The organism is Nocardia sp. NPDC058705 (assembly GCF_042749305.1).
GTDB lineage: Bacteria > Actinomycetota > Actinomycetes > Mycobacteriales > Mycobacteriaceae > Nocardia.
In genome coordinates, this window is sequence record NZ_JBHYRN010000027.1 from 26,248 (window position 1) to 51,943 (window position 25,696).

The window sequence follows — 25,696 nt, forward strand, 5'->3', positions numbered from 1 at the left end:
CGACGGCCGTTCGCCGACGGGTGACTCCGTCGCCCACGCTGCTCAGCGGGCCGCGACCAACCTGGCCGCGTTGGCCGCGGCGTCACTGCCCGCCTCGTTGGCCGCGAGTTCGGCGTGGACGCGGTCGTAGTAGCGGTTGATCTCGGTGTTGGCGGTCTCCTCGGTCCAGCCGAGCAGGGGTGCGATCAGACGGGCGATCTCGGGGGCGGCGGCGAGGCCGCGGTCGGGGACCTCGATGGAGATGCGGGTGCGGCGGGTGAGGATGTCGTCGAGGTGCAGGGCGCCCTCGTGGGTGACGGCGTAGACGATCTCGGCGGCGATGTAGTCCGAAGCCCCCGGAATCGAGTGGCGCAGTGCGGGGTCGTCGGCGATGAGGCCGAAGATATCGGTGCTCAGCGAGCCGTAGCGGCCGAGCAGGTGCTCGACCACGTCGACGGGCAGTCGCTGCGTCACTGCCATGGTGTTCACCTCGGCGAGCATGTCGAAGTAGCCTGCCGCGCCGACGATGGGCAGCTGCGCGGTCGACGACGCGGGCACCTCCCCACCCAGGCGCGCGGCGGCGGCGTCGACGACATCGGCAGCCATCACCCGGTAGGTGGTGTACTTGCCGCCCGCGATCACGAACAGGCCGGGCGCGGGTTCGGCGACCGCGTGTTCGCGCGAGAGCTTCGAGGTCTCCTTCGTCGCACCGGTCATCAGCGGACGAAGGCCGGCGTAGGTGCCGACGATGTCAGCCCTGGTCAGCGGCTTGCGCAGCAGCGAATTGACGTGGTCGAGGATGTACTGCACGTCGGCGGCGGTGGCCGTGGGGTGGTTCTTGTCCAGCGACCATTCGGTGTCGGTGGTGCCGATGATCCAGTGTTCGGCCCACGGGATCACGAACAGGACCGACTTCTCGGTGCGCATGATCATGCCGGTGTGCATGTTCAGCCGGTCGCGCGGCACGAGGATGTGCACGCCCTTCGACATCTGGACGTGGAACGGGAACTCCACACCGGTCATCTTGATCATGTCGTCGGTCCACACGCCGGTCGCGCTGATCACCGTGCGAGCCCGAATGGTGTGTGCCAGACCGGTTTCCATGTCCACGACGCGGGCACCGACGACTTTCTCGCCGTCGCGCTCCAGGCCGATCACCTTGGTGCGGGTCAGCACCGTCGCGCCGCGCTCGGCGGCGGTGCGGGCGATCATCATCGTGTGGCGGGCGTCGTCGACCTGCGCGTCGTAGTAGCGGATGGCGCCGGTCATCGCATCGTCACGCAGTGCGGGCGCGAGTTCCAGTGCGCCCGAACGCGACAGGTGCTTGTGCATCGGGACGGTGCGCGCTCCACCGAGGGTGTCGTAGAGGGCGATGCCCGCGCCGATGTAGGCACGCTCCCACACCCGGTGCTGCAGCGGGAACAGGAACGGCACCGGGTGCACCAGGTGCGGTGCGAGCGTATTCAGTAGCAGCCCACGCTCTTTCAGAGCTTCGCGAACCAACGCGAAGTCCATCTGCTCCAGGTAGCGCAGGCCGCCGTGGATGAGCTTGGACGAACGGCTCGAGGTGCCAGCCGCGAAATCCCTTGCCTCGACGAGGGTTACGGACAGGCCACGCGAGGCGGCGTCGAGCGCGGCACCGGCGCCGGTCACGCCACCGCCGATGACCAGTACATCGACCTCGGCGGCATCGAGCATGCCGATGGCCTTCGCGCGGTAGGTGGGGTCCAGTTGCACAGACACGATGATCTCCTTCTCGAAAGTATCGGGGTAACTCAGATTTCGGCCCAGCCGAGCGTTCGCTCGACGGCCTTGAGCCAACGGCGGTAGCCGTGTTCGCGTTGCTCGTCGGACCAGCTCGGATACCAGCGGACGTCCTCGGACCAGTTGTCGAGCAGTTCGTCGGTGCCTGCCCAGAAGCCGACGGCCAGCCCGGCGGCGTAGGCGGCGCCGAGCGCGGTCGTTTCGGCGACGACCGGCCGGGAGACCGGGACGCCGAGCAGGTCGGCCTGGATCTGCATGGCCAGCTGGTTCACGGTGACGCCGCCGTCCACCCGCAGCGTCGCCAGTCGCACACCGGCGTCGCGCTGCATGGCCTCGACGACGTCGCGGGTCTGGTAGGCGATGGATTCCAGTGTGGCCCTGGCCAAGTGGGCGTTGTTGCTGTAGCGCGACAGGCCGACGACCGCACCGCGCGCATCGGGTCGCCAGTACGGCGCGAACAGACCGGAGAACGCGGGCACGAAGTACACGCCGCCGGAATCGGCCACCTGACTCGCGAGGTCCTCGATCTGCGCGGCCCCGGCGATGATGCCCATCTGGTCGCGCAACCACTGCACCGCCGAGCCGGTGACCGCGATCGAGCCCTCCAGCGCGTACGCGGGCTTGTCGTCGCCGAACTGGTAGGCGACGGTGGTGATCAGCCCGTGGTTCGAGCGAACGATCTCGGTGCCGGTATTGAGCATCAGGAAATTGCCTGTGCCGTAAGTGTTCTTGGCTTCGCCGGGCTGAAAACACACCTGCCCGACACCTGCGGCCTGTTGATCACCGAGTACGCCCGCGATGGGCACCGAGCCCTTGAACGGTCCGTCGGGCTTGGTCGTCCCGAACAGTTCCGGGTTCGACGACGGTGCGATCCTGGGCAGCATGGCGCGCGGGATACCGAAGATGGCCAGGAGTTCGTCGTCCCAGTCGAGGGTTTCGAGGTCCATCAGCATGGTGCGCGAGGCATTGGTGGGGTCGGTGACGTGCACGCCGCCGGTCAGGTTCCAGATCAGCCAGCTGTCCATGGTGCCGAACAGGGCGTCGCCGCGCTCGGCGTCGGCGCGCACGCCCGCGATGTTGTCCAGGATCCACTTCAGCTTGCCGCCGGAGAAGTACGGCGCGGGCGGCAGGCCGGTCTTCTCGCGGATGAGCGCGCTGTGCCCGGCGGCGTCGAGGTCGGCGATGATGCGGTCGGTGCGGGTGTCCTGCCAGACGATAGCGTTGCCGTACGGGCGGCCGGTGCGCCGGTTCCAGACCACGGTGGTCTCGCGCTGGTTGGTGACGCCGATGGCGGCGAGGTCGTCGGCGGTGAGATCGGCGAGCGACAGGGCTGTCTTGACGACGGTGCGGGTACGTTCCCAGATCTCGTCCGGATTGTGTTCGACCCAGCCGGGGCGCGGCATGATCTGGGAATGTTCGAGCTGATGGCGGGCCACCACGGTGCCATCGTGATCGAAAACCATGAATCGCGTCGAGGTCGTGCCCTGGTCGATCGCGCCCACATACCGGTTCATCCGCTCGTCCTTCCCGGACCTCACCATTGAGTCCGTCTGTCGGGCATCTCGGCCCGAAATCCACGCTAGGAACACGCGGCCACCCGCACCACAGGCACCGTTCGACAATGCTGAACGGTGGTAGGTTCGGGGCCATGCCTGGGCCGATCCAGTCGATCGAACGCGCTGCCGCGGTGCTGCGCCTGCTCGCGCGCGGGCCGGGTCCGCTGAGCGTCGGCGAGATCGCGACCGCGCTCGACCTGGCCAAACCGACCACGCACGGCATTCTGCGGACATTGCTCGGGGTCGGGTTCGTCGCTCAGGACGAGAAGACCGGAAAGTATCTGCTCGGCCCCGCGATCGGTGAACTCGGTACCGATCGGCTCGATGTGAACGAGTTGCGTTCGCGGGCGATCCACCGCGCCGACGCGCTCGCCTCCCGATCCGGGGAATCGGTCCGCATCGCCGTGGCGCGCGAGGGTCGAATCACCGTGATCCACCACGTTTTCCGGCCCGACAACACCGAGCAGGAGTTGACGGTAGGCGAAGTGGTACCCGCTCATGCCACCGCGCTGGGCCGAGTACTGCTCGCCTACGACGTGGCGGCGAAACCCGGTGCGCTGGAACGCTTCACCCGGCGCACGATCGACGATCCGGCCGAGCTCGACCGGAGGGTCGCCGAGGTGCGACGGACCGGCTGGGCCGACGAAGTAGGGGAACTCCACCCCGACGAAGCGGGAGTCGCCGCGCCGATCCGGGCCAGAGGTGGTCTGGTGGTCGCGTCGCTCGGCATCTCCGGTCCGACGGATCGACTGTGCGACAACCGGTTACATATCCGGGCCGCCTTGGTCGACCAGGTGCTCGCTGCCGCGGCAGCCATTCATCGCGACCTCAGCGTGACGCAATGAATACCTTCTCCGCCGATCCCGCGATCGGCGCGGTCACCGACCCGACGCGCACCTACGAGAGCGAGCGCCGATGACACAACGCTATGTGCTCGCCATCGATCAGGGCACCACCTCGACCCGCTGCATCGTCTTCGACCAGCACGCCCGGCTGGCAGGCATGGCGCAGCGGACGCACCGTCAGCATTACCCCAGGTCGGGGTGGGTGGAGCAGGACGCGCTCGAGATCTGGCGCACCGTCGAGCGGATCGTGCCCGCGGCGCTGCGCGATGCCGGGATCACCGTCGACCAGGTGGCCGCGCTCGGGATCGCCAATCAGCGCGAGACCACGGTGGTATGGGATCGCAACACCGGGTTACCGGTGCGGTTGGCGATCGTCTGGCAGGACGTGCGGACCGAAGCTCTCGTCGAAACTCTGCGCAAACAACCTGGTGCCCACCGTGTTCCGGAACTCAGCGGCCTACCGCTGGCCACCTACTTCGCCGCACCCCGCCTGCGCTGGTTGCTCGACAATGTCGACGGGCTGCGCGACAAAGCCGAACGTGGCGACGTCGTGTTCGGCACCATGGAATCCTGGCTCATCTGGAACCTCACCGGCGAGCACGTCACCGATGTGACCAACGCGGGCCGCACCCTGCTGATGAACCTGTCCACCCGGCAGTGGGACGAAGAACTGTTGCGGTTCTTCGACATTCCCCGCGCCATGCTCCCCCGCATCGAACCCTCGACCGGCGATTTCGGCACCGCCCGCACCGTCGTGCCCGGCGTACGGATCGGCGCCGCCCTAGGCGACCAGCACGCCGCGCTGTTCGGCCAAACCTGTTTCGCCCCAGGGGAAACCGAATGCACCTACGGCACCGGCGGCTTCCTCATGATGAACACCGGCACCGAACTGATCCGTTCCGAACACGGCCTGCTCACCACCATCGGCTACCAGGTCGGCCCCGAACCGGTCTACGCGCTCGAAGGGCCCATCGCGGTCACCGGCTCGCTGGTCCAGTGGCTGCGCGACATCGTCGGCCTGATCGCCACCGCCCCCGAAATCGAAACTCTCGCAAGCACAGTCGACGACAACGGCGGCTGCTACCTCGTCCCTGCCTTCTCCGGCCTCTACGCCCCCCACTGGCGCAGCGACGCCCGCGGCCTGCTCATCGGCCTCACGTCCTACGTCACCAAGGGCCACCTGGCCCGCGCCGTCCTGGAAGCCACCGCCTGGCAAACCCGCGATGTGGTCGAAGCGATGAACGCCGACGCGGGCCTCAAAGCCCAATCCCTGCGTGTAGCAGGCGGAATGGCCGCCAACAACCTGCTCATGCAAATGATCGCCGACGTCCTCGACACCCCCGTCCTGCGCCCCCTGGTCACCGAAACAGTCTCCCTCGGCGCCGCCTACGCGGCAGGCCTGTCCGTCGGCTACTGGCCCGACCTCCAAGGCCTACGCCGCAATTGGCGAGTAGCCGCCCAATGGAACCCCGCCCCCGACCGCGCCATCCGCGAAGAAGAATACGAACGCTGGCAACGAGCCGTCCAACTCAGCACCGGCTGGGCCCGCCCGGCCAACTAGAACCGCCGAGGTGGCGGGATATGTGTCAGCCGAAGAGTTCGTCGGTCCGAGTGGCGGTTACGGCCTGCGTCAACCACGCGTCGAGTTGGTCGAGGTCCGTGCAGGCGGCGAGCTGAGCGCGCTGGGCCGCCGACAACTCGAGTCCACGAGCGGTCAGCACGGTGCGCACCGCACGAGCTGCCTGCTCGGCGCGCCCCTCCTCGAGGCCTTCTTCACGACCTTTGGCCACGTACTTGGTGGCGATGCGGCCGCGATATTCGGGAGTGCTCTTCATCAGTTCCTCCAAACGTCGGCTAGCCGCGAGGGTCAACGCATCGTCGACCAGGTCCAGATACATTTTCACACGTTCGTCGTCGATTTTCATCAGCCCGGCCAGGAAAGCTGGAAGGACCTCGTCCATGTAGGGACCGGACCCGTGCGCGATCGCCGACAGCGTTGCCCGTTCCGGACAAAGGCGAGCCTCGTCGGGATCGGTCACGAGCGGAAAGCGATCGGGACCGAGGACCAACGGATGTATCACCGAACCGCAGGGGCCAAGTTCGATCGGCTTCGCTGCCCATTCGGCGACCTGCCTGCTCGGCGTCACAACCAGCAGCACAACTGGACAGCCCAACCGTGATCGCAATGTCGCCACGTAGACCGGCCACTTCAATCGCCGATCATCCTTCTTGCTCAGCTGTATCTCGACGCACACACCGAGGATGGGCTGATCGCGATCGTCGTGCGTACTCAGCGCCAGGTCCCCTCGGTACTCCTTGGGGCCCATGTCGGTGAAGTCGCACGGCTCAGCACGCATCTGGGCGCCGTCGGGCAGTGACACGTCGAACTCCTCGACCAGCAGTGTCGGTGCCAGGGAGTGCGCCGTGCGGAACAGATCAAGCAAACCCTCGTGTAGGTAGCTCGGCATGCGCTGCACCGTATGTGGGTGCGGCGAGATCACGAATTCGGTTGCGGCGTGGCGGGAGAGACGCGACGGGCAAGCCAGACCGTGACGGTGAACAGGAGGACGCCGGCTACGGCGAGGAGGGCGCCGATCATGGCGGGGGCGGTGTAGCCGAGGCCTGCGGCGATGACGAGGCCGCCGAGCCAGGCGCCTGCGGCGTTGGCGATGTTGAGGGCGGCGTGGTTGAGGGCGGCGGCGAGGGTTTGGGCGTCGGCGGCGACGTCCATCAGGCGGGTTTGTAGGCCGGGGGCCAGGGCCGCGCCGGAGGCGCCGACGAGGAAGGCGCCGATCGAGGCGGTGATGGGGTTGTGGGCGGCCAGTACGAAACCGGCCAGGATGACCACCATGGCGATCATGGCTACGAAGATCGAGCGGTCGACGCCGCGGTCGGCGAGGATGCCGCCGCCGATATTGCCCACGATCATGCCGAGGCCGAACAGGGCAAGCACGATCGGGACCGCGCCGGTGGGCATGCCGGCGACGTCGGTCATAGTGGTGGCGATGTAGGTGTAGACGGCGAACATGCCGCCGAAGCCGATCGCGCCGACGGCCAGGGTGAGCAGCACCTGTGGGCGGCGCAGGGCGCCGAGTTCGGTCATCGGGTTGGTGATCTTCATGCTGGTCAGGGCGGGCACATAGCGCCACAGGGCGGCCACCGTCGCCAGGCCGATCACGGTGACGACCACGTAGGCGTCACGCCAGCCGAAGTGCTGGCCGAGCCAGGTCGCGCCCGGCACACCGACCACATTCGCCACACTGAGCCCCAGCATCACCGCGGCCACTGCTTTGGCCCGCTGCCCGACGGGCGCGAGGGTCGCGGCGGCCAGCGAGGCGACACCGAAGTACGCGCCGTGCGGCAGTCCGGAGACGAACCGAGCGAGCACGAGCGTGCCGAAAGTCGGCGCGAGCACGGTCCCGATATTGCCGAGCGTGAACGCGGCCATCAAAACGATCAGCAACTTCTTGCGCGCAACCCGCGCGCACAACGCGGCGATCAGCGGCGCACCGACAACGACCCCTAGCGCGTACGCCGACACCGCGTGCCCGGCCGAGGGCTCGGAGATGTCGAAGGCCCGCGCGATATCGGGCAGCAACCCCATGGTCACGAACTCGGTGGTCCCGATCCCGAACCCACCCAGCGCCAACGCGAGCATCGCCGGGACGTGCCAGCTGGTGCGTGGCTCGTCGAGGCGATCAGGGGCGGCGATGGAAGTAAGCACGCACTAATCCGCCTCTCCGCGAATTCAGGCCAGATTCAGGCCGTGGGAATGTGATGTCGGCGGCCACCGGCAACGCCGAGACCAGTCAGCCGGTACCCGGTGAGTTACCCATGTCCTTACGTATCGACTGGGAACAAAGCAAAGGGCGCTAGCACCGGATTGGTGCTAGCGCCCCTTCCCCTACAAGGGTATGCCGCCGCGGATCATCGCGGGGCGTGAGCTTTATCGCAGAGCACGAGCCAGGTTCACATCGAGCGCACCCAGGAATTCCTCGGTGCTCAGGTAACCCTGGTCCCCGCCGACGAGCGCAGCGAGGTCCTTCGTCATCTGACCACCCTCGACGGTCTTGATGACCACATCCTCGAGCGCCTGCGCGAAGCCGATCACCTCGGGGGTGTTGTCCAGCTTGCCGCGGTGCTCGAGCCCACGCGTCCACGCGAAGATCGACGCGATCGGGTTGGTCGAGGTCGGCTTGCCCTGCTGGTGCTGACGGTAGTGCCGGGTGACCGTGCCGTGTGCGGCCTCGGCCTCGCAGGTCTTGCCGTCCGGGGTGAGCAGCACCGAGGTCATCAGGCCGAGCGAGCCGAAGCCCTGGGCCACGGTGTCGGACTGCACGTCGCCGTCGTAGTTCTTGCAGGCCCAGACGTAGCCGCCCTCCCATTTCATGGAGGAGGCGACCATGTCGTCGATGAGGCGGTGCTCGTAGGTGAGGCCCGCCGCGTCGAACTCGGCCTTGAACTCGGCCTCGAAGACTTCCTCGAAGGTGTCTTTGAACATGCCGTCGTAGGCCTTGAGGATGGTGTTCTTCGTGGAGAGGTACACCGGGTAGTTCTGCTGCAGGCCGTAGTTGAACGAGGCCCGCGCGAAGTCTTCGATCGACTTCTTGAAGTTGTACATACCCATGACGACACCGCCGTCTTCGGGCATCTTCACGACCTCGTGCACGATCGGCTCGCTGCCGTCTTCGGGCGTGAAGGTGAGCGTGACGGTGCCCGCTTCGTAGACCTTGAAGTCGGTGGCGCGGTACTGGTCGCCGAAGGCGTGACGGCCGATGATGATCGGCTTGGTCCAGCCGGGCACCAGGCGTGGCACGTTGGAGATGATGATCGGCGCACGGAAGATGGTGCCACCCAGGATGTTTCGGATGGTGCCGTTGGGCGAGCGCCACATCTTCTTGAGGCCGAACTCTGTCACCCGCGCTTCGTCGGGGGTGATGGTGGCGCACTTGACGCCGACGCCGTACTTCTTGATGGCGTTGGCCGCGTCGACCGTGACCTGGTCGTCTGTCTTGTCGCGGTACTCGATACCGAGGTCGTAGTACTCGAGGTTCACGTCGAGATAGGGATGGATCAGCTTGTCCTTGATGAACTGCCAGATGATCCGGGTCATCTCGTCGCCGTCGAGTTCTACAACGGTGCCTTCAACCTTGATCTTGGACATGGATCTTCGTGTCCTCCTCGGTGGGTGCCCTTATTGCACGGCCAGGCGAACACGCTTGTGAGCGGACCCCAGCTATTCCAACAAACCGTATATGCCCCGCGGTGGTTGCGGGACGTTGTGGTGCAAACATGACGAGCGTACTGCTAGGTGTCACCTCACCGCGAGGGGAGGGCGAACTGTGCGATACGCGCGCGAGGAGCCTTCACTTTACCCATCACGCGCGAACGGTCCCGCGCGGCCGAGTTGGCTGCGCGGGACCGGTTGATCGAACTCAGACGGCGACCGGAATCGCGTGCGCGTGTTCGTCGCCTTCGATCAGGTTCTCAGGCTTGTCGCGGATCATCGCGGCGATCACCACCGCCGCGACAAGGAAGAAGCCGGCGCCGATATAGAAGGCCACGTCATAGCTGTAGATGGAGGCGCGTTCGACGAGGTGGTCGACGGTCGGGTTGTCGGTCGCGTAGCTCTTGGCCGCCTGCACCGACAACGTGGTGAGCAGGGCGGTGCCGACCGCGCCGCCGATCTGCTGGGCGGCATTGAGCAGCGCGCTGGCCACCCCGGAGTCCTCGTCGGCTACCTGGTGCAGCGCGACGGCCTGCATTCCCACGAACAGCGGCCCCATGCCGAGCGCCATCAGCAATTGCGGTCCGAGCACGCTCGCCGCGTATCCGTCGCCGTAGCTCAGCTGCGCCAGCCACACCAGCCCGGCGACGCCGAGCAGCGCGCCGACCACCATCAGCGGACGCGGCCCGAACTTGGGCATCAACGAACTGGTGATGCCCGCCGCGATGCCGATACCCACCGGGAACGGCAGGAACGCGATGCCGGCTTTCAGCGGCGAATAGCCGAGAGTGTTCTGGTAGTAGAAGCTCAGGAACAAGAACATGGCGAACATCGCGATGGGGATGAGCAGCGCCGCGATCAAGGCCCCGCCGCGGTTGATCTCACCCGGAATACGCAGCGGCAGTAGCGGATTCGCCGAGCGCGCCTCGATGACGACGAAGGCGATCAACAGCGCGAAGCCGACGCCGAGCAGTCCGAGGGTGCTGCCGGTCAGCCAGCCGTCCTCGGCCGCGCGACTGAATCCGTAGACGATCGAAATCAAACCGAAGGTCACCGTGACGGCGCCGGGCAGGTCGTAGCCGCCGGTCCGCGGCACCGGGACATCGCGCACGATCACCGCCAGCGCACCGGCCACCGCGATGAGCGCGATCGGGGTGTTCATCAGCAGCGTCCACCGCCACGAGGCGAACTCGGTGAGCGCGCCGCCGACGATCAGACCGAACGCGATACCGCCCGCGGTGATCCCGGCGAACACCGCGAACGCGCGGGCCCGCTCCTGCACGTCGGTGAAGATCACCGACAGCAGCGACAGTGCCGCGGGCGCGAGCAGGGCGGCGAACGCACCTTGCAGACCGCGACCGACGAACAGTTGCGCGCCGGTCTGCGCGAGTCCGGCCAGTGCCGACGCGGCGGCGAAGCCGACCAGCCCGATCAGGAAGATCCGGCGCCGCCCCAGATAGTCGGCCATCCGTCCGCCGAGCAGCAGCAGGCCGCCGAAGATCAGGGTGTAGGCGGTGATCGCCCACTGCTTGTCACCCTCGCTGATGCCGAGGTCACGCTGGGCATACGGCAGGGCGATCGTGATCACGGTGGCATCGAGCACCACCATCAACTGGGCGGCGGAGAGCACGATCAGCGCCCACCACCGCATCGAATTCTGTTGATTATCAACATGTTTCGCTTGTATTTCGGTGCCGGTCACCAGGACTCCTCGTCGCTCGATCAGTTCGCTCAATACTGGCACCATGCGACAATTGGCGTCAAGAGAAAAATGTCTGACTGCGCCAATTGGCAGGTCTCGACAGATGGAACCGGCAGCGGGGTAGACTGGCGACATGCTGGATTCGACCCCTCCGATCAGCGTTGACCGGACCGCCGAACCGGCTGGCGAGGCGCCGCTGGGCCTGCGCGAACGCAAGAAGCTGCAGACCAAAGCGGCGATCGTCGCGATCGGGCTCGACCTGTGCGAAACGCAGGGCTTCGACGCGACGACGGTCGAGCAGATCGCCGCGGGCGCCGACGTGTCGCCGCGCACCGTCAACCGGTACTTCCCGCTCAAGGAAGACATCGTGCTCGCCCCGATCGACGACTTCGGGGTCACCGTCGCGGCCGCGCTGCGCGCCCAGCCCCCCGGCAACGAACTACAGGCGCTGTGCGGGGCCTACCTGCAGGTGATCCACGCCGAAGTGGGCGCCGACGGCGTTCGTTTCCTGCGCCAGTTCCTGCAGATGCAGCGGATCATGCGCGCCAGCCAGGCGGTGAACGCGCGAGCGCTGGAATACGCGGAAAAGAAGAATGTGGCGGTGTGCGCGCAGCTCGCGGATCGCATGGGCACGACACCGGACGACTTCATGGTCCGGCTGGTGGCGGGGACCTGGCAGATGCTGTGTCACATCTCGATGGCCGATGTGGAGGAAGCGCTGCTGCATTCGACGCCCCAGGCGGCCGTGCGGGTGACCCGTGACGCGATCCTGCGCGCCTATCACGGCCTGCGCTACGTCTGCGGCGCACCGGCCGACGACACGCCCGGCCTCGGCACACCGCTCACCGAGTGATCTTCGGCGGGAAATGCGGGGGAAGTTTCCGCGTGTGGGAGATGTCCGGTTAACATGACGCCCAAGGTCATGAGTACCAGCGCCAAGCCCCGGCTCGCTGGTCGGCAACCCTCCAGCTGCGGTGGGGTGCTCCGGGTGATGACCGGGCTCTCGAAAGTCGAGAGCAAGCGCGCATTTCAGGAGGCACCCATGTGTTGTTACCCGTCGATCCGACCCAACTGACGAGATCCCCGGCGAACACCCACTGGAGCACGACATGACTGATTCTTTCCTGCCCGAGAACTGGTCCTTCGAGACCAAGCAGATCCACTCGGGCCAGGCACCCGACGCCGCCACCGGCGCGCGGGCCCTGCCGATCTACCAGACCACCTCGTACGCCTTCCGCGACACCGATCACGCCGCCGCGCTGTTCGGTCTCGCCGAGCCGGGCAACATCTACACCCGGATCATGAACCCCACCCAGGACGCGGTGGAGCAGCGCGTGGCCGCCCTCGAAGGTGGCGTCGCGGCGCTGCTGCTGGCCTCGGGCCAGGCCGCGGAGACCTACGCGATCCTGAACCTGGCGAGCGCGGGCGACCACATCGTGTCCAGCCCGCACCTCTACGGCGGCACCTACAACCTCTTCCACTATTCGCTGCCCAAGCTGGGGATCACGGTCTCGTTCGTCGAGGACCCCGATGATCTCGCGCAGTGGGAAGCCGCGATCCAGCCGAACACCAAGGCGTTCTACGGCGAGACCATCGCCAACCCGAGCAGCGCGGTGTTCGACATTCCCGGCATCGCCGGTGTGGCGCACGCGAACGGCCTGCCGCTGATCGTCGACAACACCGTCGCGACCCCGTACCTGATCCAGCCGCTGGCCCACGGCGCCGACATCGTCGTGCATTCGGCGACGAAGTACCTGGGTGGGCACGGCGCGGCCGTTGCGGGCGTGATCGTCGACGGCGGCACGTTCGACTGGACCGTGCGCGACGCCGACGGCAACTCGCGCTACCCCGGTTTCACCGAGCCCGATCCGAGCTATCACGGTGCGGTGTTCGCCGATCTGGGCGCGCCCGCGTTCGCGTTGAAGGCGCGCGTGCAGCTGCTGCGCGACCTGGGCGCCGCAGTCTCACCGTTCAACGCGTTCCTCATCGCCCAGGGCATCGAGACGCTGAGTTTGCGGGTGGAACGGCATGTCAGCAATGCCGAGACGGTCGCGAAGTTCGTCGCCGAGCAGCCGGGCGTCGACGCGGTGTTCTACGCGGGCCTCGAGTCCTCGCCCTGGTACGCGCGGGCCAAGGAGCTGGCGCCGAAGGGCGCGGGCGCGATCGTGGCGTTCGAGCTGGCGGGCGGTGTCGATGCGGGCAAGAAGTTCGTGGACGCGCTCAGCCTGCACAGCCATGTAGCTAACATCGGTGATGTGCGTTCCCTCGTGATTCATCCGGCGTCGACCACGCACTCGCAGTTGACGCCCGACGAGCAGCTGGCGGCCGGTGTGACTCCCGGCCTGGTCAGGCTCGCGGTGGGCATCGAGGGAATCGACGACATTCTGGCCGATCTGCGGGCCGGGTTCGCGGCGGCGACGACGTGACCGTGAGCACCGAATCGCCGATCGCCCGACCCGGAACCGGGGTGGACCTGTTGCCACCGCCGGACGGGCGAGTCGGCGTGGTCGCCATCGGGGAGGTGGCGCTGGAGAACGGCGCCGTTGTTCCCGATGTGCGGCTGGCGGTGCAACGCTGGGGTGAGCTCTCCCCCGCACTGGACAATGTGGTGCTCGTCGAACACGCGCTCACCGGCGACTCCCATGTCGTCGGTGGGCCCGACGGGGCACCCGGTTGGTGGGAGGGCATGGTCGGGCCCGGTGCGCCGATCGACACCGACGAGTGGTGTGTGATCGCCACCAACGTGCTGGGCGGCTGCAAGGGCAGCACCGGTCCGTCCTCGCTCGCGGCCGACGGAAAGCCTTGGGGTGCACGCTTTCCCGCGCTGACCATCCGTGATCAGGTGCAGGCCGAGGCGCAGTTGTTCGAGGTGCTCGGGATCGAGCGGCTCGGCGCGGTGGTCGGTGGTTCGATGGGCGGTATGCGGGTGCTCGAGTGGATCATCGGTCTGCCCGAGCGGGTCTCGGCGGCGCTGATCCTCGCCGTCGGCGCTCGTGCCACGGCCGATCAGATCGGCACCCAGACCACCCAGATGGCTGTGATCACGGCCGATCCGGACTGGCAGGGCGGCGACTATCACGGCACCGGCCGCGCGCCGATGACCGGCATGGGCCTGGCCCGGCGCATCGCGCACCTGACCTACCGCACCGAAGGCGAGCTGGACCACCGCTTCACCAATCGTCCTCAGGGCGAGGAGGATCCGTGGACCGGCGGGCGTTACGCGGTGCAGAGCTACCTCGAGCACCAGGCCGAAAAGCTGTGTCAGCGGTTCGATCCGGCCACCTATGTGCTGCTCAGCGAGGCCATGAATCGTCACGATGTGGGTCGCGGGCGCGGTGGTGTCACTGCCGCGCTGGCGTCGACGTCGGTGCCGTGTGTGGTGGGCGGCGTGGACTCGGATCGCCTGTACCCCTTGAACACTCAGGCCGAGTTGGCCGAAGGCCTGCCCGGCTGTGCGGGTTTGGAGATCGTGCATTCGCGCGACGGGCACGATGGGTTCCTCACCGAAGCCGCAGCGGTGTCGAAGCTGCTCACCGAGACCATGCGCTTGGCGCGGGAGAACCGCTGAGGTTCACGGTCCCGTCAGCAGGGTGACGATCGAGCGGACGTAGGCCTGAAGTCGTTCGCGCGGATACTTTTCCGGGTCGCTGACGGCCATCCGACCGAGCATTTCGGCGACGGTGAGCACCGAGTTCGCCAGTAGCTCGGCGTCCATGTCCGACCAGCGTGGCGACAGTGAAACACCCATGCTGACAAGTGATTCCGCGCGCTCCACGATGTCTTTGCGCGAAGCGCGAAGGGCCGCACGGTATTCGTCGGGCGCGCTCGCGGGTGTGGCGAGGATCAGCCGCCAGCGGGTCGGATTCTGCAGTGCCACACCGACGAATGCCTCCACCGTCGACGAGGCGGCAGTCACCGGGTCGGCGCCGAGCAGATCCGCAGGCAACGTGTCGGCGATCTGGTCCAGGCCGCGTTCGCGTTCGCGTTCCAGCAGTGCTTCGACCAGTTCGGCACGGGTCTTGAACACCGTGTACAGCACCGGTTTTCCGACACCGGCCTCCTGCGCGACAGCCTCCATGCTCAGCTCGTGCAGTTCCATCCGCCCCAGCACGGTGAACGCGGCGTCGAGCAGTTGCGCGCGACGTTCCTGCGGCGGCAGTCGCGGGGCATAGCGGCGTCGCGGTCGTTGATCCTGCGTCGCGGTCACGCGCTCACCTGCCTTTCTCTCCGCCGACGATACTCCGGGGCCGACCTGCTGACGCAAATCCTACGCAACCGTTGTATTCACTTCGAGCAATTGCTACGGTGGTGTTGTATTCATTTGCGAGGTCTGACCTCGGCACTGCAAAGGAGCATGTGCAATGGCTTTCGATGCGTCCACCCTGCGCCGCGACGACTACGGGTTCTTCGGGCCCGACTCCCCCAGCTGGAAGGTGTGGGGCTCGCCGACCGCGCTGATCGGCTTCCAGCGCGCAGTCACCCTCGAACACTTCGATCCGTTCCTGACCGCCGCGGTCGCCGATTCGCAGGGCATCTACGACAATCCCGCGACCCGGCTCGACCACACGCTGTCCTATTTCGTACTGGTCGCGCTCGGCGACGGCCGCACCGCCATCCAGGCCGCCGAGCACCTGATGAAGGTGCACGCGCCGATGACGGGCATCGAACCGATCAGCGGCAAGCGCTACAGCGCCAACAGCCCCGAAACCCAGCTGTGGATTCACCTCACCGGCTGGCATTCGGTACTCAAGGCCTACGAGATGTACGGGCCGGGTCCACTGAGCCCCGCCGAGGAGGACCGGTACTGGGCCGAGTGCGCGATCGCCGCCGAACTGCAGACCTGCAAGCCGTCGGAGGTGCCGCGTGACCGCGAGGGTGTGCGGGCCTACTTCGAGCGGGTCCGGCCGCAACTGTGCGTCACCGAGCGGGCGGTGCAGGCCATGCACTACCTGCTGTGGACGCCGCCGAGCAAGGGGTGGTTGTTCGCGATCGGCGGTCGGCTGCTGTCACTGGCGACGATTCCCACCCTGCCGATGTGGATGCGCAAGCTCGGGCGGTTCAACCTGCCGCGCATTGTCGATGTGGCAGTGCGCATTCCGGCGAAGGTGATCGCCTGGACCGCCGCTCGCCGGGACAACTGGGTGCTGATCCACGCGGCACCGTACATCGCGCCGATGACCGGGCAGATCTTCGCCGCCCATGCGTATTCGGCTCCGCCACAGCAGCTTTCGACCATCACCCCGCGCGAGGCCCGCGAGCTCTACGGCAGCCAGGGCACTCGCAGTCTCTGGGCATCCGAAACCGCCTGAATGACACCGTGATCGAGGGTGTGGGACCGGTCGCGTCAACGGCGCCGCGGCCGGTCTTCCTCAGTTGACGCCGAGCGTGTTGATGGTGGCCGCCAGGTAGACGATGGCGCTACCGAGGGCGGTCAGCGCCGCCACGTCGAACGGGCGGCTGCGCACCGCGAGCAACCCCACCTGCACGGTCGGCAGGCACAGCCGGAACGCGGCGGCCACCAGCGCGGCGCTGCCGAAGATCAGTGCGCCGCGCCGCCACCGATCCCACGCGACGAACCCGACCGCGATCACGATCAGCGCGGTCACCACGGTCATCGGCAGGTGACTGCGCAGGTACTGCTCCCCCGCGCTCAACCGCGCGACCCGGTGCTTGCCGGTCGTCTCCGCCTCGTTCACGCCCCCGATTGTTCCAGACACCACCTGCGCGCGGGCAGGGCGGCGCATGACAGAGTGGTCCGCTGTGCTGCACCTGATCTTTCACGAGCAGAGTATCAGTGTTTGCACAACACCTTGGGAGCGTTGTGGAGCGAAGCTAGGGCAGGGCGTTCCCCGTTCGCTTGAGACGTACGGGGACACAACGCTGTACCTCGGTCGGCCGCTACGCTCCGCGTCGGTTGGTGTGAACGCCTCACCGGGTATTACTCGGCTGGAGGCTGGGACTGGGTTACTGGGCAGAGCCCGGACCGGGACGCAGAGCACAGGAAACCTGGTTGCCGTCCAACGATCCGTCCGCCAACCACAGCGGGACGCCCCGAGTCCACCTTTACGCGTGGCTCTGCCTCATCGGAATAGATGCAGTGGCCCATCTGACGGGCGACGTAACCGCGAGTGAGGCGGCACACCCGTGGGTCACTACGGGCGCAGAGCGGCAAGCGGGGGAAGGTGGCTGAATAGCCGAATACGGAACGGGTAGAGTGCCCGTTCACGGTGTCGGTCTGCGTCCTCAGATCCTCACCCAGGGCCCCAGGGGTGTTAGCGCACCCCTGGGGCCTGACTTGTTCTCCGGACCGTACACGGCGCGACGCGCTGACACAAGCTACGCCACGCCTTACCAGTCAGTGGCCCGGATGAGCCCGGATGATCACGCGAGTAGCCCCGTTCCGGCACCGGGCCGTGATCGGCGGCAACGGCACACACGCGATGACGAACGCTTGTAAGTCGTTGCGGTACAAACGTTCTGCCACCTCGAAGCCATACGCACGAGCGGCTGAGTCAATCGCCAGGAACGAGCGTCTACGGTTACGCCGCTCGACGCTCGTCCCGGCCTTGCTCAGATCGACCAAGACCGTTCCGACTTGTTCCACTCGATCGAGCCCCCGTGAAGCTTCCGGAACTCCGCAAGCACCTTCGGACTGATCGCCGGGTTGCCGTTGTCGTTCTCGTACACCCATTCCCGGCCGAACAATTCTTCGATGTCCGACACGATCACTTGCTGATACTCGTACTGCCGCGAGGTGATCGTGTTGATCATCCACTGTGCGATCTCGGTTGTCGTTGCCATACCAAAATGGTAAGCAGCATGTCCGACAACGACACATGACACCGAGACAGCACGCGGGCTATCGCCTCTGGTGGACGAGCGCGGCCCGCTTCTGGTGGTTCCCGTACGCGCGCAGACCCGCGCTGAGATTGTCCGTCTGGATCGTGACCGGAGGCGAAGTCGCCGTCTGGTGCAGCGAATCAGCCATCCGTTCCAGCGTCTTCCCAAAGTTCGCGCCGTACATGCCCTGCGGCTCCGTCAGTGTCGAACCTGCGAACTGTGCGAGCTGCGACGGAGAGTTAAAAATCGGCTCTGGTCGGCTAGATAGGTTGATACCCATTTGACCGGGTTCGAGCCAACCTCCGTTATCGAAGACCTTGACATCCTTCTTCGACTTGGCCCAATCGGGTGTATTCCCATTGAACCCAAGCTGTTTCATGATGTCGTTCGTGTTGAACGATGGCACCGACGACAACAGTTCGTTGATATTCGACGTACCGTCTTCGTCCGTGTCGGTGTTCGCAAGCGAGATCGCTTCGTCCGCTACGTCCCACCAATGCGAAGACTTCACCGTGTCCGGAAGGAAGATTTCCTTCGCTGCGTCGAACAGCGCTCCAGCGGCACCGGATGCCGCGGTAGTGAACACATCCTTGAGAGTCGAAGCGGTCTTCGATTCGTTCGAAACCGCGTTATTTTCCTGCTGTGCAAGAGCTAGATCCTGATCGGCTTTGGCCTTCTCAAGATCAGTCGCGTACGGATCGTCGTAGACCTCGTTCCGTTTCGTGTTCGCTTCCTCGACAGCCTGAAGCCTGTCGATACGAGCGGCCTTCTCCGCGTTGTACGCCTCTGTGAGAGCTGGCGCTTGCGGAGCGATACGCTCTCCGCCTTCGGTGGTTCCCTGCTTGTCTTTCTGCTTCTGCTTGTCGATGACTTTCGCTTCAGCGTCGGTCACGTCAAGGTCAGCTAGGCGACGTTCGGAGTCGGTCGAATCAGACTTCGAGTAGATCTCGTCACGACGCTCTTTCGCTTGTGTAACAGCTATTCTCGCGCGCTCAAGCTCGCGTTCGTCTTCGGCTGTCCACTCCACAACCTTCCCACCGGACATAAGAGAGCCGTAGCCCTTGATGAGTTCGTTCGGCAAGTGGAACCGGAACGGGAACTGAGAATCGGTTGCTTTTGCACGCGATCCGCCGATACCCGAAGTGCCGTGTGCTCCACCGGATTCAACCGCGAGGCCGGCGAGCGTTCCGGCCATATGGTCGTTGCTCACACCGACCTGTAGCCAGGTGCCCGCAGGGCCTAGACCCTTCTCCAACCCGGAGGTTGATCCACCGATCAGAGACATGGTGGTGTACAGCCGCTTAGTGGGGCCTTCGACGCCCATCGCGATCTGCTGCAACCAACCAACGAAACCGGAACAGTCGAAGTTGGTCGGCTCGGTTCCGCCCCAGTCGTAAACGTTGCCCTCGACCGACCGCGCCGCGGTAATCGCCTTGTCGATACCCCACGGGGTTCCGCCTTCAGCGAACTTCAGCCCACCGGACTTTGCGAGACTCCGAAGCGAGTACATCGCCTCATGCCCACCAACCTTCGCGACTTCAGCCGCAGTCCAGACGTGTTCGCCCGAAGACAACAGCGCTGGAATCGAATCGGATGTTGGTCCGCCTGCACCGAAGATCGGGCCACCACGCGCACGCGGCTGGTTCGGCAACACCATCGGTGCGCGCCACTCCCCGGAAGCGGTTGCTTCCTGGTACGTGACCTTGACGGTTTTGTTGTTCGGAAGCGCGTTGATCTTCGCTAGAAGCTCGTCCACTTTCGAGATAACCGAAGGAACGTTCGGAGCTTCAACCCGGAACACGCCAGGCTTGCCTACGACTTCTTCAACCTTGCCGCCTGCGGCCTGGATCTCCCGAATCACTTGATCGGAACCGAGAAGCTTCGTATCGATCGTCAGCTCGTTCTTACCGAGCATCGTGCGAATCGTCACGAGATCTTGCTTGGCTTCGGTTGCGCCCTTCAGCGCAATCAGCATCTCAATTTTCGACGGAACGTATCCGGCAGACTCGGCAAGCTGTTTCATCTGCTCTGCGGACAAACCGGTTGCCCGCGCGAGGTCGGCTAGAACCGCCTCGTTCCGGGTGAACACCGGTCCCAGATCGCCGCCCGCAGCGGCAACCTTCAACGTCTCGTCGCGAAGATCGATCAACGTCGAACGGAGCTTCGACCCGTTCGCAGAGGTGGTATCAATACCGCCCATCGAATCAATCAGCGAGGACCCGAAACCGTCTGTCGCATCCCACGCTTCTTTCGTGGAGTCCGTGACGGAGCGAATCGCATCGTTGTACGACTGAAGCGCATCCTCGATCTGAACCGGTTTCCCGGAGATCGCATCAAGCGCTTGTTTCAGCGCGTTCAGACTGTCGTCAGCATCCGAGGACTCGGAAGCAAGCTTCTTGATCGCAGCGGTGACAGACGAGACACCCGGAGTCGAGTTCTTCGCCGCGTCCGCGATCGACTGGAGCGGCGCGTGTGCCGCTTCAAGCTCACGAGCCATGTCCTTACCCGCATCACCCGAAGCCTGAAGCTTCTCAGTGAGTTTCGCGAACTCTGGTCCACCCTTGGTGGTCACGGTCCAGACGTCTTCAAGATCCATCTTCAGATCCGAAGCGACAGCCCGAAGCGTCTCCATCCGCTCTTGGGCTCCGGAGACCTTGTCAAAGTCTTTCTCCCACCCATCATTTGAGCCAAGGCCGTTGAACGAGATGTTGTCGAGCGTGTGACCGATGTTCTCGACAATCGTGTGTCCGCGCTCCGCGAGACCAATCGTCTCTGCGAGCGAAGCCTTCACCGAATCCACACCAGCCGACAACGCTTGCGAGTTCAGCGCACCGTTCGACTCAGACACAGCTAGGGCGAATTGGCTCTGTGCCTTCGCGCCAGCGACCACAGCCGCGGCTAGCGAGTTCTGCGCATCCCGCGCGGACTGAGCAGAGGTGTAGTTAGCGATCAGACCCGCACCAGCCGCCATGATCGCGATACCTAACGGACCTCCAAGCATTCCGGCGAGGCCAGCGCCAGCGGTCCGGAGACCAGCGAACGCGGTTGTAGCCGTTGCGGTTGCTCGAGCACCGACCGTTGCTACTGCCGCAGCGGTGTTGCGAGACGCAGCGATCAAAGCACCCGAAGACGCAGCCGCCGTACGTTGAGCTAGGGCGTACTGCCCCAACGCTGACGTAGCCGTTCGCGTGGCTACAGCTTCTTGGAACCGGGTAGCGGTAGCCGCTACACGCTGACGCATCGTCAGAGCCTGAATCGGAGCCTCACCACCAAGCGCAGCGATATGCGCACGCATCACGGCAGTCTGAGCCGTTACCGCACGAGTCATCGCGATCTGAGACGCGATCTGAGCGGGCATCATCACGGCTACAGCGACACGTGACGCTTCGAACGCGACGTGCACGGCTTTGGCGGCTACGACAGCCGCAGCGAAGCCGACCATGGCAGTGGTAGCAGCACCCGAATGATCAGCCAGGTAAGCCATTGCGGAGCCGATCCCACGGATTCCCTGTGCGGCCACCGTGCCGGTATCCCCCGCGAGCGAGACCAACGATTCGGAGATCGAAGCCCCCGCAGAGGCGATCTTTCCAAACGCGGTCGACAGCTTCGAGCCTGCACCTTCAGCCGAACCGAAGCCGCCCGCGGCTTTGTCGGCACCGGAACGAATCTTCTCCCAGAGCCCCGCAGCTCCGCCGGATTGGAACGCGCCGTACAGCTCCCGGACCTTGTCGACCAGGCCGCGCGCTTTGGTGCCGACGCGCTCCCAGTTCGAGGCCACGCCGTTGACAGAAGCTCCGTTCGACTGGAACGCCCTACCCATGTCCCCTAGGCCGTCAGCGACGTACTGAGCGGCCTTCGCGACGTGCGGCTTGATCTTGTCCGCCCATGCCGTGATCCCGGCAAGCCCCGACTTGGACATGTCCAGGAACGGGCTCAGTGCCGCTTCGCCGATACGGCCCAACGACGCTTGCATGTTCTTCCACGAGCCACGCAACGTCTTGCCTGATTCGAGTCCGGCTCCGCCGATTTCGTCTTGCAGAACCTTACGGAATGTGACGGCATCGACTTTGCCGTCTTTGACCATCTTGCTCAGAGCCTCCGCAGAGACTCCGTATTCTTTGGCGAGAAGTTGCATAATCGGGATACCCCGATCGCTCAACATATTGAGATCGTCCGTATACGCCTTGCCAGAGGTCTGGACCTTGTTGAAGATCGCGCCCATGGAAGCTAGGTCGGTACCTGCGATCGTCGCAGTGTCACCGATCAACTTCAGGTAGTTCGTAAGGTCTTCGCCTTGCTTGATACCCGCAGCGACAGCACTCGCGGCAGCCGTAGCCGCTTCGCCCATGCCGAACGCAGTACCTTTTACCGCGGCATTCGCCGAAGCCATAATCGTCGCGATGCCTTCGGCCTCGTGGCCTAGGCCGGCGAGCTTGCCTTTCGCGTCATCGATGGCGACCATACGCCCGAAACCTTGCGACAGCGCGGTTCCAAGAACCGCGCCAGCGGCAACACCGATACCCGCAACACTCTTCTTAAATACAGCACCGATTCCGCCCGCGAGCTGCGAGCCCATGCCTTCGCCAGCTTTACCAGCTTGGACACCAACCCCGGACATAGCCTTGTTGACTTGTCCAGGCACTTTCGAACCATCAATGACTAGCGACACATACGCGGTCGCTAGCTCGTTTCCAGCAATACCCGTCATTGGTTACGCCCAGCCTCGTTGCTTGGCGTACCACTCCGCGTGAGCCTTGGTACCAGCCTTTGGTGTCTTTTCCGCAGCGGCCCCGAACCGCTTCACAGCTTCGGTTTCGCCGCGTGTGCGAGCACTGTCTTGAGTAGCAGCAATCGCCGCTGCAATCTCTTCCGCTGTCACAGGCTCGAATTCGTCTTCCATTATTTTGCTTTCTTGGATTTAGTCGGGAACAGCCCCGGATACCGCTTGTACGCGGGAACAGGCGGGTACAGCCCTAGAATCGTGTTGTCCGGATTTGTTGCCATCGAGGGCGAGATAGATTCCGGCTCCGGCCGGAGTGCGGTTGTGTTCACACACTCCGGCCCACTCGGGTAGCAATTGCCACGCCTACGGGTCACATCTGACCCAGGTCTGGAACGCGCAGCTCCGCATCGTTCCGGATGCACCACAACAGGAATTCGTCAGTCTGGACCGGCCACGGTGCTTCGACACGCGGACGGACCCAGCGGGCGACTCGATCGCCTTCGTCATTGTCGGACCAAGCTAGTTCAGCCTGCGGAGGCGTATTCCAGCTCTCCCATACCTCTGCAATATTCGCGATCACAGACGAGTTCGCGTGAGGGTCTTCACACGCGGCCGATTGACCTCGGTCCTTGAACTCTTCAGGCGCAACCGACACGGCGATCTTTTGAGCCGCCCGGATCTTCGCGTACTCGATTGCTGCATCCGCAAACAGACGCCACTCTTCGGTCAGGCCACGACGAATCGCATCGGTCGGAGTGTCAACACCAGTCAGCTTCTCCCCTGCGGCGTACAGCGGCTGAACAAGCTCTTGGAGTCGAGTGTCAAGCTCGGCTAGGACATCATCGACGCTGTACTCCGCGATGGAATCCAGCTGCGTAAGACAACCGTTGATCAGGTCCGAAACGTGTTTTCTCTGCTCGGCTCGAACAAGCTTGGCGAGTTCGTCCTTGGCGACACGGCCAATCCAATCTTTGTCGACCTTGCCTGAACCAATAAACCCCGCGGCCTCCCTGGCATAGTCAGGCGGGGGCGTGCCCAGCTCATCAAACAGCACATTCGCCTGTTGCTTAGCGGCCAGTGCTTCAGCTACTCCATCCAGACCGGAAACAATCTCCCTGAGCAGAGGATCAGTCATCAGCCTGTTGTACCTCGCGGGAATAACCCGCTTGATACCGTCGCTCTTCTCTTGCTCGTTCACATCAGCAGTAGTGTTACCCATAGTTTTGTTCTCCGTAATTATTCGATAGGTGCATTGAAAACAGCGGTGAACTCATCGATGTCCGATGGCCCATCGTCGTAAGGTTCGTACTCGGCAATCAGCCGAGTTAGATCGGACACTTGTTTTGCCAAGGCTGGAATAATGCCGGGCGGGGTATTCGCATCCCCCAACCGGGAAACGAGCACAATCCGAAGTGCCCTATACGCCGCGACCGGGTCATTACCGGTCAGCGCTTCGATATCCATTGATACTTCTCCTAAAATGTGGTCTATACCCCGCGCGCCGCGGGACTCCTGACCGGGGGCGGGGAGGCCGCGCACGCGAGACCCGTACGACTGAGAAAGTGACATCAAGGGGGTAGACCGGGGCCATCCCCCACCCGTCGAGCCCTCTCAGCGGGTCCCTCCGGTCTTCAGTAGCCGGACACCCGAGCGTTCAACGCTTCGGCTTCGGGATCTTCGATCGCGAATACTTCAACGTTTAGGTATTCGTAAAGATGGTTCAACGTTCAGACTCTTTCATTGATCTAATCCGGGCACGACGAACCGCCGGCCAATAGCCGTTGGGTACGGGTCGAATAGCCCCTGATTGACTAACCCCGGATCGTCCCTCTAGGACGCTCGAACAGGTACGTGCCTAACCCGATGTATCCCCAACCGGATTACGTCTCTTAGCGTGCCGTCCAGGCCGTGTTACGCACGGACTCACAGCCATTTACGTGTTGTAGGCATTGGTGCAGCGGCAACAGTTGTCTTGTTTCCGCGTGACGAGTTGCACCTACGGTGAGCGGATCGCAACTCACCGAGCAAGTGTCCGCCTTTGCTCCGTGGTAAGAGGTGATCAGCGGTGTGACTCATCGGATGTGTGTATGGAAGGTCAAGGTCAATACCTAGACCACATATCCAACACGGCATGTTCTCGGCTCGAAGCCGATCACGCATTCGCCTATACGCGCGGTTGTCGTATCCAGCGGGCTTCTTAGCTCGCTTGGGCATTCTTTCCCCAAGGCGCAGGAAGAAGCGAAGTATCGGTTTCACCAACAGGCTTGTACCGTTCTCGGAAAAGCTCAAGACCATGTTCGAAGTCGAGAATCGTTCCGCCGCCTGCGTCGCGAACCTCTCGGTATTTCACTTTGCCAGGGGCTTCCCGGTACGCCCGGTACGCCTCCTCGGACCTATCCGGGATAGGTCGGGTTAGGCTCTCGTGGTCATCTAGCCAGCTCATCACACGTCCAGGAAGACGCAGTGACGCAGCGCGGTTCGCGCGGCTGCATCGAGACCATGACCCACAGGCAGATACGCAGGCTGAACAAACCCAGCTAGGAACAGGTTCCCGCTCGTATCCTCGCTAAGGTTTGCCGAGTTCAGCAGGAACCCCGCGGCTGTCTGCCTACCGTCGTTTGCGGCAGGATCGTATTTGCCGTACTTGCCAGTTGCAGTGACCTTGCCGAGAACAGTTCCGCTCGGTGCGAGCGTGACACTGAACTTTGCTGGATCAAGCTCGATTTGTGGAGCTTGGCCGGTAAATTGGTAGCCGTGGAGACCGATAACCCATACAGGATTTCCCATTTTGTTTCCTCTTTCTAGATTAGTCCCGCTTCACGACTGATGCGCAAAGCGGCTCGACAACGGGCGCGGTAGCGCGCATCTGAAATGTCTTTGCATCTACGGCAATGGCCGGATGCGTATTTGTCGCGGACACCGGATACCTCATGTCCCGCGCGGCAGAGCTTCATATAGTCCCTCTTGACGGTTTCTGTCAGTTGACGGCAAAGCAAATCCGCACCCGCACATACATGTGAGCAAGGTCACGTACAATACGATTGATTGCACCGGTTTCGC

Annotated in this window: 20 protein-coding genes and 1 riboswitch; of the genes, 6 read left to right on the forward strand and 14 right to left on the reverse strand. The window is 64.3% G+C overall.

Going from position 1 to position 25,696, the window contains the following annotated elements; all coding sequences use genetic code 11:
- Positions 1-42 precede the first annotated feature (42 nt).
- A complete protein-coding gene (gene glpD / locus ACFW6D_RS25560) occupies positions 43-1,677 on the reverse strand; it encodes a glycerol-3-phosphate dehydrogenase (protein ID WP_379332223.1) in 1,635 nt (544 codons plus the stop codon).
- 77 nt (positions 1,678-1,754) lie between these two features.
- Entirely contained in the window at positions 1,755-3,257 is a 1,503-nt protein-coding gene (gene glpK / locus ACFW6D_RS25565) for a glycerol kinase GlpK (protein ID WP_379332117.1), read from the reverse strand.
- Between the two features lie 134 nt (positions 3,258-3,391).
- On the opposite strand from glpK (ACFW6D_RS25565), the gene ACFW6D_RS25570 reads away from it, so the two are divergent.
- Both ACFW6D_RS25570 and glpK (ACFW6D_RS25575) read left to right on the forward strand, forming a co-directional pair.
- Positions 3,392-4,144 (forward strand): IclR family transcriptional regulator, encoded by a 753-nt coding sequence (locus tag ACFW6D_RS25570; RefSeq protein WP_379332119.1) that lies wholly within the window; start codon positions 3,392-3,394, stop codon positions 4,142-4,144.
- A 70-nt stretch (positions 4,145-4,214) separates the two neighbouring features.
- Positions 4,215-5,705, forward strand: a complete 1,491-nt coding sequence (glpK, locus tag ACFW6D_RS25575) for a glycerol kinase GlpK (protein ID WP_379332121.1) — start codon at positions 4,215-4,217, stop codon at positions 5,703-5,705.
- Positions 5,706-5,730: 25 nt separating this feature from the next.
- Here the strand turns inward: glpK (ACFW6D_RS25575) and ACFW6D_RS25580 are convergent, their stop codons facing one another.
- The 4 genes from ACFW6D_RS25580 to ACFW6D_RS25595 form a co-directional block, all read right to left on the reverse strand.
- Positions 5,731-6,612, reverse strand: a complete 882-nt coding sequence (locus tag ACFW6D_RS25580) for a hypothetical protein (RefSeq protein ID WP_379332123.1) — start codon at positions 6,610-6,612, stop codon at positions 5,731-5,733.
- A gap of 29 nt (positions 6,613-6,641) precedes the next feature.
- The gene (locus tag ACFW6D_RS25585; RefSeq protein ID WP_379332225.1) at positions 6,642-7,802 is read right to left on the reverse strand and encodes an MFS transporter; all 1,161 of its coding nucleotides are present in this window, start codon (positions 7,800-7,802) and stop codon (positions 6,642-6,644) included.
- 288 nt (positions 7,803-8,090) lie between these two features.
- Positions 8,091-9,308, reverse strand: a complete 1,218-nt coding sequence (locus tag ACFW6D_RS25590) for an NADP-dependent isocitrate dehydrogenase (protein ID WP_379332125.1) — start codon at positions 9,306-9,308, stop codon at positions 8,091-8,093.
- A gap of 271 nt (positions 9,309-9,579) precedes the next feature.
- Positions 9,580-11,106: an MFS transporter gene (locus tag ACFW6D_RS25595; protein ID WP_379332127.1), complete on the reverse strand. Its 1,527-nt coding sequence runs from the start codon at positions 11,104-11,106 to the stop codon at positions 9,580-9,582.
- A gap of 100 nt (positions 11,107-11,206) precedes the next feature.
- Here ACFW6D_RS25595 and ACFW6D_RS25600 point away from each other — a divergent pair, with 100 nt between their 5' ends.
- From ACFW6D_RS25600 to ACFW6D_RS25610, 3 genes are all read left to right on the forward strand, one after another.
- On the forward strand, positions 11,207-11,926 hold the full coding sequence (locus tag ACFW6D_RS25600) for a TetR family transcriptional regulator (protein WP_379332129.1): 720 nt from the start codon (positions 11,207-11,209) through the stop codon (positions 11,924-11,926).
- 65 nt (positions 11,927-11,991) lie between these two features.
- Positions 11,992-12,102: riboswitch (SAM riboswitch) on the forward strand.
- A gap of 80 nt (positions 12,103-12,182) precedes the next feature.
- A complete protein-coding gene (locus ACFW6D_RS25605; protein WP_379332131.1) occupies positions 12,183-13,499 on the forward strand; it encodes a bifunctional o-acetylhomoserine/o-acetylserine sulfhydrylase in 1,317 nt (438 codons plus the stop codon).
- Positions 13,496-14,641 carry a homoserine O-acetyltransferase gene (locus ACFW6D_RS25610; RefSeq protein WP_379332133.1) on the forward strand — a complete coding sequence of 382 codons (1,146 nt, stop codon included), beginning with the start codon at positions 13,496-13,498 and terminating at the stop codon, positions 14,639-14,641. Before ACFW6D_RS25605 ends, ACFW6D_RS25610 begins: the two co-directional genes overlap by 4 nt.
- A gap of 3 nt (positions 14,642-14,644) precedes the next feature.
- Here ACFW6D_RS25610 and ACFW6D_RS25615 read toward each other — a convergent pair whose 3' ends face one another.
- A complete protein-coding gene (locus ACFW6D_RS25615; RefSeq protein ID WP_379332135.1) occupies positions 14,645-15,280 on the reverse strand; it encodes a TetR/AcrR family transcriptional regulator in 636 nt (211 codons plus the stop codon).
- A gap of 154 nt (positions 15,281-15,434) precedes the next feature.
- Here ACFW6D_RS25615 and ACFW6D_RS25620 point away from each other — a divergent pair, with 154 nt between their 5' ends.
- Complete coding sequence (locus ACFW6D_RS25620) at positions 15,435-16,382, forward strand: oxygenase MpaB family protein (RefSeq protein WP_379332137.1); 948 nt, start codon at positions 15,435-15,437, stop codon at positions 16,380-16,382.
- Between the two features lie 60 nt (positions 16,383-16,442).
- Here ACFW6D_RS25620 and ACFW6D_RS25625 read toward each other — a convergent pair whose 3' ends face one another.
- The 7 genes from ACFW6D_RS25625 to ACFW6D_RS25655 all read right to left on the reverse strand — a co-directional run bounded on the left by ACFW6D_RS25625 (position 16,443) and on the right by ACFW6D_RS25655 (position 25,423).
- Entirely contained in the window at positions 16,443-16,769 is a 327-nt protein-coding gene (locus ACFW6D_RS25625; protein ID WP_379332139.1) for a DUF3017 domain-containing protein, read from the reverse strand.
- An 874-nt stretch (positions 16,770-17,643) separates the two neighbouring features.
- Positions 17,644-17,874, reverse strand: coding sequence for a DUF6953 family protein (locus ACFW6D_RS25630; protein ID WP_379332141.1), 231 nt, complete (start codon positions 17,872-17,874; stop codon positions 17,644-17,646).
- A gap of 58 nt (positions 17,875-17,932) precedes the next feature.
- Positions 17,933-22,489 carry a tape measure protein gene (locus tag ACFW6D_RS25635; RefSeq protein ID WP_379332143.1) on the reverse strand — a complete coding sequence of 1,519 codons (4,557 nt, stop codon included), beginning with the start codon at positions 22,487-22,489 and terminating at the stop codon, positions 17,933-17,935.
- Positions 22,490-23,006: 517 nt separating this feature from the next.
- On the reverse strand, positions 23,007-23,834 hold the full coding sequence (locus ACFW6D_RS25640) for a hypothetical protein (protein WP_379332145.1): 828 nt from the start codon (positions 23,832-23,834) through the stop codon (positions 23,007-23,009).
- A 38-nt stretch (positions 23,835-23,872) separates the two neighbouring features.
- Positions 23,873-24,100 carry a hypothetical protein gene (locus ACFW6D_RS25645; RefSeq protein WP_379332147.1) on the reverse strand — a complete coding sequence of 76 codons (228 nt, stop codon included), beginning with the start codon at positions 24,098-24,100 and terminating at the stop codon, positions 23,873-23,875.
- A gap of 459 nt (positions 24,101-24,559) precedes the next feature.
- Positions 24,560-24,931 (reverse strand): HNH endonuclease, encoded by a 372-nt coding sequence (locus ACFW6D_RS25650; protein ID WP_379332149.1) that lies wholly within the window; start codon positions 24,929-24,931, stop codon positions 24,560-24,562.
- Between the two features lie 147 nt (positions 24,932-25,078).
- Positions 25,079-25,423 (reverse strand): head decoration protein, encoded by a 345-nt coding sequence (locus tag ACFW6D_RS25655; RefSeq protein ID WP_379332151.1) that lies wholly within the window; start codon positions 25,421-25,423, stop codon positions 25,079-25,081.
- Positions 25,424-25,696: the final 273 nt, after the last annotated feature.

What these genes read in the sequence shown, in the direction of transcription:
- ACFW6D_RS25635 (WP_379332143.1), bottom strand. Translation starts at nt 22,489, where the DNA reads ATGGGCTCGCAGCTCGCGGGCGGAATCGGTGCTGTATTTAAGAAGAGT.
- ACFW6D_RS25570 (WP_379332119.1), top strand. Translation starts at nt 3,392, where the DNA reads ATGCCTGGGCCGATCCAGTCGATCGAACGCGCTGCCGCGGTGCTGCGC.
- ACFW6D_RS25590 (WP_379332125.1), bottom strand. Translation starts at nt 9,308, where the DNA reads ATGTCCAAGATCAAGGTTGAAGGCACCGTTGTAGAACTCGACGGCGAC.
- glpK (WP_379332117.1), bottom strand. Translation starts at nt 3,257, where the DNA reads ATGAACCGGTATGTGGGCGCGATCGACCAGGGCACGACCTCGACGCGA.
- ACFW6D_RS25650 (WP_379332149.1), bottom strand. Translation starts at nt 24,931, where the DNA reads ATGGTCTTGAGCTTTTCCGAGAACGGTACAAGCCTGTTGGTGAAACCG.
- glpD (WP_379332223.1), bottom strand. Translation starts at nt 1,677, where the DNA reads ATGCTCGATGCCGCCGAGGTCGATGTACTGGTCATCGGCGGTGGCGTG.
- ACFW6D_RS25630 (WP_379332141.1), bottom strand. Translation starts at nt 17,874, where the DNA reads ATGGCAACGACAACCGAGATCGCACAGTGGATGATCAACACGATCACC.
- ACFW6D_RS25585 (WP_379332225.1), bottom strand. Translation starts at nt 7,802, where the DNA reads ATGCTCGCGTTGGCGCTGGGTGGGTTCGGGATCGGGACCACCGAGTTC.
- ACFW6D_RS25600 (WP_379332129.1), top strand. Translation starts at nt 11,207, where the DNA reads ATGCTGGATTCGACCCCTCCGATCAGCGTTGACCGGACCGCCGAACCG.
- ACFW6D_RS25580 (WP_379332123.1), bottom strand. Translation starts at nt 6,612, where the DNA reads ATGCCGAGCTACCTACACGAGGGTTTGCTTGATCTGTTCCGCACGGCG.
- glpK (WP_379332121.1), top strand. Translation starts at nt 4,215, where the DNA reads ATGACACAACGCTATGTGCTCGCCATCGATCAGGGCACCACCTCGACC.
- ACFW6D_RS25645 (WP_379332147.1), bottom strand. Translation starts at nt 24,100, where the DNA reads ATGGATATCGAAGCGCTGACCGGTAATGACCCGGTCGCGGCGTATAGG.
- ACFW6D_RS25655 (WP_379332151.1), bottom strand. Translation starts at nt 25,423, where the DNA reads ATGGGAAATCCTGTATGGGTTATCGGTCTCCACGGCTACCAATTTACC.
- ACFW6D_RS25620 (WP_379332137.1), top strand. Translation starts at nt 15,435, where the DNA reads ATGGCTTTCGATGCGTCCACCCTGCGCCGCGACGACTACGGGTTCTTC.
- ACFW6D_RS25605 (WP_379332131.1), top strand. Translation starts at nt 12,183, where the DNA reads ATGACTGATTCTTTCCTGCCCGAGAACTGGTCCTTCGAGACCAAGCAG.